The 8,449-nt window shown below is 66.3% G+C and carries 9 protein-coding genes and 1 pseudogene; 9 read left to right on the forward strand and 1 reads right to left on the reverse strand.

Annotation, left to right across the window (positions count from 1 at the left end):
• The 3 genes from fliK to GTP90_RS33770 all read left to right on the forward strand — a co-directional run.
• Positions 1–844 (forward strand): flagellar hook-length control protein FliK (fliK, locus tag GTP90_RS33760; protein WP_161087616.1); only part of this gene is annotated, 844 nt, incomplete at its 5' end.
• On the forward strand, positions 841–1,170 hold the full coding sequence (locus GTP90_RS33765) for an EscU/YscU/HrcU family type III secretion system export apparatus switch protein (RefSeq protein ID WP_161087617.1): 330 nt from the start codon (positions 841–843) through the stop codon (positions 1,168–1,170). The genes fliK and GTP90_RS33765, both read left to right, overlap by 4 nt.
• Before the next feature lie 8 nt (positions 1,171–1,178).
• Entirely contained in the window at positions 1,179–1,937 is a 759-nt protein-coding gene (locus tag GTP90_RS33770; RefSeq protein WP_161087618.1) for a flagellar brake protein, read from the forward strand.
• Here GTP90_RS33770 and fliE read toward each other — a convergent pair.
• Positions 1,934–2,278: a flagellar hook-basal body complex protein FliE gene (gene fliE / locus GTP90_RS33775; protein ID WP_117011627.1), complete on the reverse strand. Its 345-nt coding sequence runs from the start codon at positions 2,276–2,278 to the stop codon at positions 1,934–1,936. The genes GTP90_RS33770 and fliE overlap by 4 nt on opposite strands.
• Positions 2,279–2,505: 227 nt before the next feature.
• Between fliE and fliF the strand changes: the two genes are divergently transcribed.
• The 6 genes and pseudogenes from fliF to GTP90_RS33805 all read left to right on the forward strand — a co-directional run.
• Positions 2,506–4,257, forward strand: coding sequence for a flagellar basal-body MS-ring/collar protein FliF (gene fliF, locus GTP90_RS33780; RefSeq protein ID WP_161087619.1), 1,752 nt, complete (start codon positions 2,506–2,508; stop codon positions 4,255–4,257).
• Positions 4,250–5,248 (forward strand): flagellar motor switch protein FliG, encoded by a 999-nt coding sequence (fliG, locus tag GTP90_RS33785; protein WP_008451337.1) that lies wholly within the window; start codon positions 4,250–4,252, stop codon positions 5,246–5,248. Before fliF ends, fliG begins: the two co-directional genes overlap by 8 nt.
• Complete coding sequence (locus GTP90_RS33790; protein ID WP_161087620.1) at positions 5,248–6,003, forward strand: flagellar assembly protein FliH; 756 nt, start codon at positions 5,248–5,250, stop codon at positions 6,001–6,003. Before fliG ends, GTP90_RS33790 begins: the two co-directional genes overlap by 1 nt.
• Position 6,004: 1 nt before the next feature.
• The gene (gene fliI / locus GTP90_RS33795; protein ID WP_161087621.1) at positions 6,005–7,423 is read left to right on the forward strand and encodes a flagellar protein export ATPase FliI; all 1,419 of its coding nucleotides are present in this window, start codon (positions 6,005–6,007) and stop codon (positions 7,421–7,423) included.
• A 36-nt stretch (positions 7,424–7,459) separates the two neighbouring features.
• Positions 7,460–7,900: a flagellar export protein FliJ gene (gene fliJ, locus GTP90_RS33800; RefSeq protein ID WP_161087622.1), complete on the forward strand. Its 441-nt coding sequence runs from the start codon at positions 7,460–7,462 to the stop codon at positions 7,898–7,900.
• Positions 7,901–7,933: 33 nt separating this feature from the next.
• Positions 7,934–8,449, forward strand: a pseudogene (locus tag GTP90_RS33805) (flagellar hook-length control protein FliK); the annotation flags it as partial.

Genomic DNA, 8,449 nt, shown 5'->3' on the forward strand with positions numbered 1-8,449 from the left:
CAATGCCGCGGCCCAGGCCGGCGCGGCCACGGCAGCCAGCGGCGGCGCGGTCCCGGCCGAAACCGTCAAGCCGCAAAGCCTGGCCGCCACGCTGCTGGGCAAGGCGCCGCTGACGCCGGCCAACGAACTGCCCGACCTCGACCCCAACACGCCGCAAGCCACGCTGAGCAACACGGCCCGCCTGCTGACCACCGTGCTCAGCGCGGCGCAAAGCGGCGGCGCCGCGCAACTGGCGCTGATCGGCAAGAGCGCGCTGTTTGGCAACGCCGCGCCGGCCACCGAACAGCTGGCGCAAAAGCTGCAGGACACCATCTCGCAAAGCGGTCTGTTCTATGAATCGCATGTCACCGAATGGGCCAAGGGCGAGCGCACCCTGCCCGAGTTGATGCGCGAGCCGCAGATGCAGCGCATGCTGCAGGGCGGCGAGAACGCCGCGCGCGCCGCCACCAACGGTCCCGACCTGAGCGCGGCGCAGCTGATCAACCAGCAACTGCACACGCACGAGCAGGGCCGGGTGCAATGGAACGGCGAAGCCTGGCCCGGCCAGCCGATGCAGTGGGAAATCCGCCGCGAGCAGCGCAACGGCCGCCAGGACGACGGCCAGGGCGGCGCCGACGGCGAGCCCGAGCAGATCTGGCGCAGCGGCGTGCGCTTCCGCTTCCCGATGCTGGGCGCGGTGTCGGCCGCCGTCACGCTGATCGGCGGCCAGGTGCATATCCAGGTGCAAGCCGACGACGGCGACACCGCCGACACCTTGCGCGCCTACGCCAGCCAGCTGGAGCAGGCGATGGAGGCGGCCGGCGCGCCGCTGTCCTCGCTCACCATCGCGCGGGAATCGCCATGACCGACGACCTGCCGCGCCGTCCGCTGCAACAGGCGGTGGCCCTGACCTACGAGACCGGCGCGCCGGCGCCCAAGGTGGTGGCCAAGGGCCGCGGGCTGGTGGCCGAGCAGATCATCAGCGTGGCGCTCGAGGCCGGCGTGTTCATCCACGAGTCCAAGGAACTTGTCTCTTTGTTGATGGATGTTGACCTCGATCAACAGATTCCCCCCACGCTGTACCGGACGATTGCGGAACTATTAGCGTGGCTATATCATATTGAATCAGCGCAAAAGTCCGGACTGCCGCTCCCGGCGGCGCCCGACAGCATCCCTCTTACAGAAATTTGACGCGAACGATGTACCCACACTTTCAGGATGCGGAATTGGAAAACTGGCACGATTTTGAAGTCGAATCACGGAAGGAGATCACCTCCCTGCTGCGCGGTATCGGCGAAAAAAACCAGTTGATCCGCATGTTGATCCAGGGCGAGGCCGACGTCTGCGTGACCTCCATCCTGGAAGTGGACGAGCCGCACAACACCGTCTACCTGGACTGCTCGATCGACCGCGAGCAGAACAAGCGCATCCTGGCGTCGCGCCGGCTGTCGTTCGAGACCACGCTGGACAAGGTACGCATCCTGTTCGCGGCCGACCGCATCGAGGCGGCCACCTGGCAGGGCAACCCGGCGTTCAAGATCGCCGTGCCGCCGACGCTGATCCGGCTGCAGCGGCGCGAGTACTACCGCATCTCGACGCCGGTGACCAATCCGGTGCGGGTGCTGATCCCGCTGCCGGACGAGCTGGGCGGCAACACCACCTTCCCGCTGGCCGACATCAGCTGCGGCGGCATCGCCATCCTGGACAACAGGATGATGCTGGGCGACGCCATCGGCCGCAACTATGCGGACTGCCGCATCGACCTGCCGGAGATCGGCCAGGTGGCGACCTCGCTGCAGATCCGCAACTCGCTGGACCTGACCCTGCTCAACAACAAGACCAACCGCCGGCTGGGATGCGAGTTCGTCGGCATCTCGCGCGGCATGCTGTCGTACGTGCAGCGCTACATCACCAAGCTGGAACGCGAACGCAACGCCCGCATCGCTGGCCTGATTTAAACTTGCATGTTCATGATGTCGTGGTAAGCCGACACTAGCTTATTGCGCACCTGGATGGTGGCCTGGAAGTTGATGCTGGCTTTCTGCATCGATACCATCATGTCCGACAGGCTGACGCTGTCGTCGCCCATCGCGAATTTCTTGCCCATGTCGTCGGCCTGCACCTGGCTGGCGTTGACGCCGTCCAGCGCGTTCTTCAAGGCGTCGGAAAACTCCACCTTGGCGGCCGGCGCCGGCTCGGTCTTGATCACCGGCGGCGTCAGCCCCGGACGCGTGGCGTGCGCCTTCAACTGGGCAATCATGGCCTGGATCTGGCTGCCGTCAATTCCACCTGTTTTCATCTCACACTCCATCTTGTTGCTGTCGTGGAACAAATTTCCGCGACATGGCCGGGCGCGGCGTTACAATACGGCACGGCTCTATCAGTGCTGACAGAATACCAAGGCCATGACCAGTCCCCTTGGCCGAGCAGGACCGTAAACGGCGCTCTGTTTGGCCGATTGATTTGCCCGCAGTCACGCAATAATGGCTCATTCTCTCTAGAACCACGCACCGGAAACCTATCATCATGGCCGTAGCCGAACCTATCGACAACGACACAGCAGCCGACGCCGCCGATGACGGTGCCGAGAAGCTGCCCTTTATCCAGACCCCGATGGGCCGCAATTTCCTGCGCGCGGCCGGCGCGGCGGCCATCGTGGCCATCCTGCTTGGCCTGTGGCTGTGGAACAAGCCGCCCGAGTACGGCGTGCTGTTCTCCAACTTCACCGACCGCGACGGCGGCGCCATCACGGCCGAACTGGACAAGCTTAACGTCAAGCACAAGTTTTCCGAAAACGGCACCGCCATCCTGGTGCCGACCGACCAGGTCCACGATATCCGCCTGAAACTGGCGGCCCAGGGCCTGCCCAAGGGCGGCAACGTCGGCTTCGAGCTGATGGAGAACCAGAAGCTGGGCGTGTCCCAGTTCCTCGAACAGGTCAACTACCAGCGCGCGCTGGAGGGCGAACTGGCGCGCTCGATCCAGTCGCTGGCCGCGATCGAAAACGCCCGCGTCCACCTGGCGCTGCCCAAGCCGTCCGTGTTCGTGCGCGACCAGCAGAAGCCGACCGCCTCGGTCATCGTCACCTTGCACCCGAACCGCCAGCTCGACCCGTCCCAGACCGCCGCCATCGTCCACCTGGTCGCCTCCAGCGTGCCGGAACTGCTGCCGGCCAACGTCAGCGTCATCGACCAGGCCGGCAACCTGATCTCCGACCAGAACAAGAACGGCAACGCCGGCCTGAACGCCAAGAACATGGACGAGACCCAGCTCAAGTATGTCAAGGACATGCAGCTGCAGGTCATCAAGCAGGTTGAATCGATCATCATCCCCATCGTCGGCGAAGGCAATGTGCGCGCCGAGGCCACCGCCGACGTCGACTTCGCGCAGATCGAGCAGGCCGCCGAGACCTACAAGCCGAACTCGCCGCCGGCCGCCTCGGCCATCCGCAGCCAGCAAAGCAGCGAGACCAACGGCAACACCGGCAGCACCAATCCGGGCGGCATCCCGGGCGCGCTGTCGAACCAGCCGCCGGGCACGGCCACCGCGCCGCTGACCCAGACCGCCGGCTCGCCGACCGGCACCGCGCCGGCCCCGGGCACGCCGCCGGGCGCGGCCTCCAACACCACGGCGACCGGCCCGACCCACAAGGAATCGACCACCAACTACGAAGTCGACAAGACCGTGCGCTACGAGCAGCGCGGCATGGGCGGCCTGCGCCGCCTGACGGTGGCGGTGGTGGTCAACTACAAGCGCATCATCGGCAAGGATGGCAAAGTCACCATCAAGGCCTATACTCCAGAAGAGATGGTCAAGATCAACGACCTGGTCAAGCAGGCCATGGGCTACAACCAGGACCGCGGCGACGCCGTCAGCGTGGCCAATTCGCCGTTCGACGGCGTCGACAAGCCGTTCGAGCCGCCGCCGGAGTGGTGGCGCGATCCGGCCAACCTGCCGATGGCCAAGGACCTGGCGAAGTTCCTGATCACCGCGCTGATCCTGCTGTACATCGTGATGCGCATCGTCAAGCCGATGATGCGGCCGGTGTTCAAGAAGATCGACGAGATCAACGCGCCGGAGCCGGAACCGGAAGAGCCGGAGGAAATCATCGAGGAAGGCCCGGACGAGGCCCTCATCGCCGAGGAAGAGCTGCGCAAGATGGAAGAAAACACCGCGCGCGGCTATCGCGAAAACCTGGCCATGGCCAAGAAACTGGCAACCGAGGATCCGCGCATCGTTGCCAACGTGATCAAAGAATGGATAGGCGCAAATGACTGAGAATACCGGACTGCAAAAGGCCGCCATCCTGATGCTGGCGATGGGCGAGAGCGAGGCCGCCGAGGTGATGAAGTTCCTCGGCCCGCGCGAGGTGCTCAAGCTGGGCGCCGCCATGGCGACCATGAAGAACGTGCCGCACGAGGAAGTGGTGGGCACGCTGGACAACTTCCGCGACATGGTCGCGGCCGCCTCCACCGTGGGCCTGGACTCGGACGAGTACATCCGCCAGGTGCTGACCAAGGCGCTGGGCGACGACAAGGCCTCGGTGCTGCTGTCGCGCATCCTGGGCGGCAAGGACGCGTCCGGCATCGAGTCGCTGAAGTGGATGGATTCGCAATCCGTCGCCGAGCTGATCCGCAACGAGCACCCGCAGATCATCGCCACCATCCTGGTCCACCTGGAGCGCGACCAGGCGTGCGAGATCCTTGGCCACTTCACCGACCGCCTGCGCAACGACGTGGTGCTGCGCATCGCCACGCTGGACGGCGTGCAGCCGGCCGCGCTGCGCGAGCTCAACGACGTGCTGACCAAGCTGTTGTCGGGCAACGAGAACATCAAGAAATCGTCGCTGGGCGGCGTGCGCGCGGCGGCAGAGATCCTCAACTTCATGTCCGGCGAGCAGGAAGGCTCGGTCATGGACAACATCAAGAACTACGACAACGACATGGCGCAGAAGATCATGGACGAGATGTTCGTGTTCGACAACCTGATCGATATCGACGACCGCGGCATCCAGCTGCTGTTGCGCGAGGTGCAGTCCGAAATGCTGATCATCGCCTTGAAGGGCGCGTCGCAGGAACTGCGCGACAAGATCTTCAAGAACATGTCGGCCCGTGCGTCGGAAATGATGCGCGAAGACCTGGAATCGAAGGGTCCCGTGCGCCTGTCCGAAGTGGAAACCCAGCAGAAGCAGATTCTGCAGATCGTCCGCCGCCTGGCCGACGAAGGCCAGATCGTGCTTGGCGGTAAAGGTGAGGATTCGTTCGTCTAATGTCTCTGTTACCTAAAGAACAGCAGTCGGCGTTCCAGCGCTGGGAGATGACCTCGTTTGGCGACGAGCGCCCCAGCGTGATGGCGCTGCGCGAGGCCGAGCAGCGCGAGCGCGACGCCGAACAGGCGCGCCTGGACGCCGAGCAGCGCGTGCAGGAAGCGTTGATGGAGCAGCAGGAGGCGCTGGAAATGGGCCCGCCGCTGCCGCCGCCGATGGAATACCCCACCGTGGAAGAGCTCGAAGCGATCCGCGAGGAAGCGCGCAAGGACGGCTACGACGAAGGCCACGCGGCCGGCCATGCCGACGCCCTCGCCGCCGGCAAGCTGGTCACGGACCAGGAGCTGGAACACGTGCGCGCCATCGCCGCCAACTTCAGCAACGCGCTGCACGACGCCGACCAGCTGATCGCCAACGACGTGCTGGAGCTGGCGCTGCAGCTGGCCAAGGGCATGCTGAAGAACGCCTTCCAGGTCAAGCCCGAGCTGATCCTGCCCATCGTGCGCGAGGCCATCGAATACCTGCCGGTGCTGCAACAGCCGGCGCTGCTGGTGCTGCATCCCGACGACGCCGCCGTGGTGCGCGCCGGCATCGGCGAGGAACTGGACAAGGGCGGCTGGCGCGTGGTCGAGGATCCGCAGGTCGGCCGTGGCGGCTGCAAGGTCGATACCGCCAGCAACCAGATCGACGCCACCGCCGCCGCGCGCTGGCAGCGCCTGAGCCACGCGCTCGGCAAGGAAGTGGACTGGCTGGCCTGACATGGACGCCGACGCTCCCATCGCCCCCCCCGCCAGCCCGCACGCCGGCCGCTGGAAATCCTATCTGCACGACTGCGGCGCGCTGGTCGGCTTCGTCGAGCCGATGCAGGTGTCGGGCCGCGTCACGCGCGTGGCCGGGCTGGTGATGGAGGCGGTCGGCCTGCGCCTGGCAGTCGGCGCGGCCTGCACCGTGCCGCTGCCGTCCGGCGGCAAGATCGAGGCCGAAGTGGTCGGCTTCGAGGGCGAAAAACTGTTCCTGATGCCGCAAAGCGACGTCGAGGGCGTGGTGCCGGGCACCCGCGTGTTCCCGGTCGAGCCGGCCATTCCCCGGCCCGGCACCGTCAACCATCCGCGCCGCCGCCCCAGCGACCGCGCGCGCCACCTGCCGGTCGGCCCCGAACTGCTGGGCCGCGTGCTGGACGGCGCCGGCCGCCCGCTCGACAACCTGGGCCCGCTGCACGCCAGCGACAGCGCCCCCATCAACACCCGCCCCGCCAACCCGCTGGGCCGCGCGCCGATCACCGAGACGCTGGACGTGGGCGTGCGCTCGATCAACGCCATGCTGACCGTCGGCCGTGGCCAGCGCATGGGTCTGTTCGCCGGCTCCGGCGTCGGCAAGTCCGTGTTGCTGGGCATGATGGCGCGCTACACCGAGGCCGACATCATCGTGGTCGGCCTGATCGGCGAACGGGGCCGCGAGGTCAAGGAATTCATCGAGCAGATCCTGGGCGAGGAAGGCCTGGCCCGCTCCGTGGTCGTGGCGGCCCCGGCCGACACGCCGCCGCTGATGCGCCTGCAGGGCGCGGCCTACGCCACCGCGATCGCCGAGCACTTCCGCGACCAGGGCCTGAACGTGCTGCTGATCATGGATTCGCTGACCCGCTACGCGATGGCGCAACGCGAGATCGCGCTGGCCATCGGCGAACCGCCGGCCACCAAGGGCTATCCGCCGTCGGTGTTCGCCAAGCTGCCGATCCTGGTGGAACGCGCCGGCAACGGCGAGATGGGCGGCGGCTCGATCACCGCCTTCTACACCGTACTGACCGAGGGCGACGACCAGCAGGATCCGATCGCCGACTCGGCGCGCGCCATCCTCGACGGCCACATCGTGCTCAACCGCCGCCTGGCCGAGGCCGGCCACTACCCCGCCATCGACATAGAACAGTCGATCAGCCGGGCCATGCACTCGATCACCTCGCCCGAGCACCAGACCCGCTCGCGCCACCTGAAGCAGCTGTTCTCGCGCTACGAGCGCAGCCGCGACCTGATCAGCGTGGGCGCCTACGCGCCGGGCAGCGATCCGGTGCTCGACCAGGCCATCCAGTTGCATGACCGGATAGAGAATTTCCTCCAGCAGCAAATCACCGAACGGGTGACCATGGGCGAGAGCTTGGCCCAACTTACCTCTCTATTCGACTGATTGACGCGGATAACAGCCACCTATAATTGACGCATCATGGCTTCCAAAGCGCAACTTGAAACACTGATGGACCTGGCGCGCCGGGAAACCGACGACGCCGCCAAGCGCCTGGGCGCTTCGCTCAAGGCCGTGGACGAGGCCAGGCAGAAGCACCAGATGCTGGTCGGCTATCGCGACGAGTATGCGAAACGCTTCGAGGCGGCGCAGCAGGCCGGCATCACGCCCATGGCTTACCGCAATTTCCAGGCCTTCATGGAAAAGCTGGACGTGGCGGTCAAGGGCCAGCAGGACATGATCAAGCACGCCGAGTACCGCAGCGAGCAGGAAAAGGCGGCCTGGCAGGCCAGCGAACGCAAGCGCATGTCCTACTCCACCCTGAACGACCGGGCGGACGCCGAGGCGCTCAGGCTGGAAAACAAGCGCGACCAGAAGCAGATGGACGAACATGCAGCACGGCAGGCGTATTACAAACGCTGACATTCAGACGCAACCAACCGACACGGCGCGATCATGCAAACCCCGAATCTCCAAATTCCCACTCTGAACGCCAACGCAGTGGCGGCGCCCAAGGTCAACCTGAATCTGAACGCCGGCGGCGGCGACAACGCCTTCCAGCGCGCCCTGTCGCGCGAGATGGACCAGCGCCAGGCCGGCAACGCCAACAGCGGCCCGGCCATCGTCGCCAAGGCGCCCGAGCGCCCCGCCGCTTCGCGCTCGTCCGCGCCCAAGCCGGCCGAGCAGGCCAAGCCCGCCCAATCGCAGAATCAGCAGGCCGACGCTGCCGACAGCAATCAATCCGTTGCCAAGAATGACAGCCAGCCGGCGCCCGCCGCGCCCGCCCCCGCCAGGAACGCCAGCAAGGATGGCAACGCCAGCGCCGACGAATCCGCCGACAGCGCGGCCAGCGATGCGCAAGCCGCCGCCGGGGCCGATCCGGTGGCCGACATGCTGGCCCTGGTGGCAGCCTTCAATCAACCGGCAGCGCCAGCCGCCGCACCGGCCGCCAGCGCGGCCGACGCCTCGGCA

It is taken from the genome of Duganella vulcania (assembly GCF_009857655.1).
In the GTDB taxonomy this organism is placed as follows: domain Bacteria; phylum Pseudomonadota; class Gammaproteobacteria; order Burkholderiales; family Burkholderiaceae_D; genus Rugamonas; species Rugamonas vulcania.

Coding starts and splice junctions, on each gene's coding strand:
- GTP90_RS33765 (WP_161087617.1), top strand. CDS start 841: ATGACCGACGACCTGCCGCGCCGTCCGCTGCAACAGGCGGTGGCCCTG.
- GTP90_RS33770 (WP_161087618.1), top strand. CDS start 1,179: ATGTACCCACACTTTCAGGATGCGGAATTGGAAAACTGGCACGATTTT.
- fliE (WP_117011627.1), bottom strand. CDS start 2,278: ATGAAAACAGGTGGAATTGACGGCAGCCAGATCCAGGCCATGATTGCC.
- fliF (WP_161087619.1), top strand. CDS start 2,506: ATGGCCGTAGCCGAACCTATCGACAACGACACAGCAGCCGACGCCGCC.
- fliG (WP_008451337.1), top strand. CDS start 4,250: ATGACTGAGAATACCGGACTGCAAAAGGCCGCCATCCTGATGCTGGCG.
- GTP90_RS33790 (WP_161087620.1), top strand. CDS start 5,248: ATGTCTCTGTTACCTAAAGAACAGCAGTCGGCGTTCCAGCGCTGGGAG.
- fliI (WP_161087621.1), top strand. CDS start 6,005: ATGGACGCCGACGCTCCCATCGCCCCCCCCGCCAGCCCGCACGCCGGC.
- fliJ (WP_161087622.1), top strand. CDS start 7,460: ATGGCTTCCAAAGCGCAACTTGAAACACTGATGGACCTGGCGCGCCGG.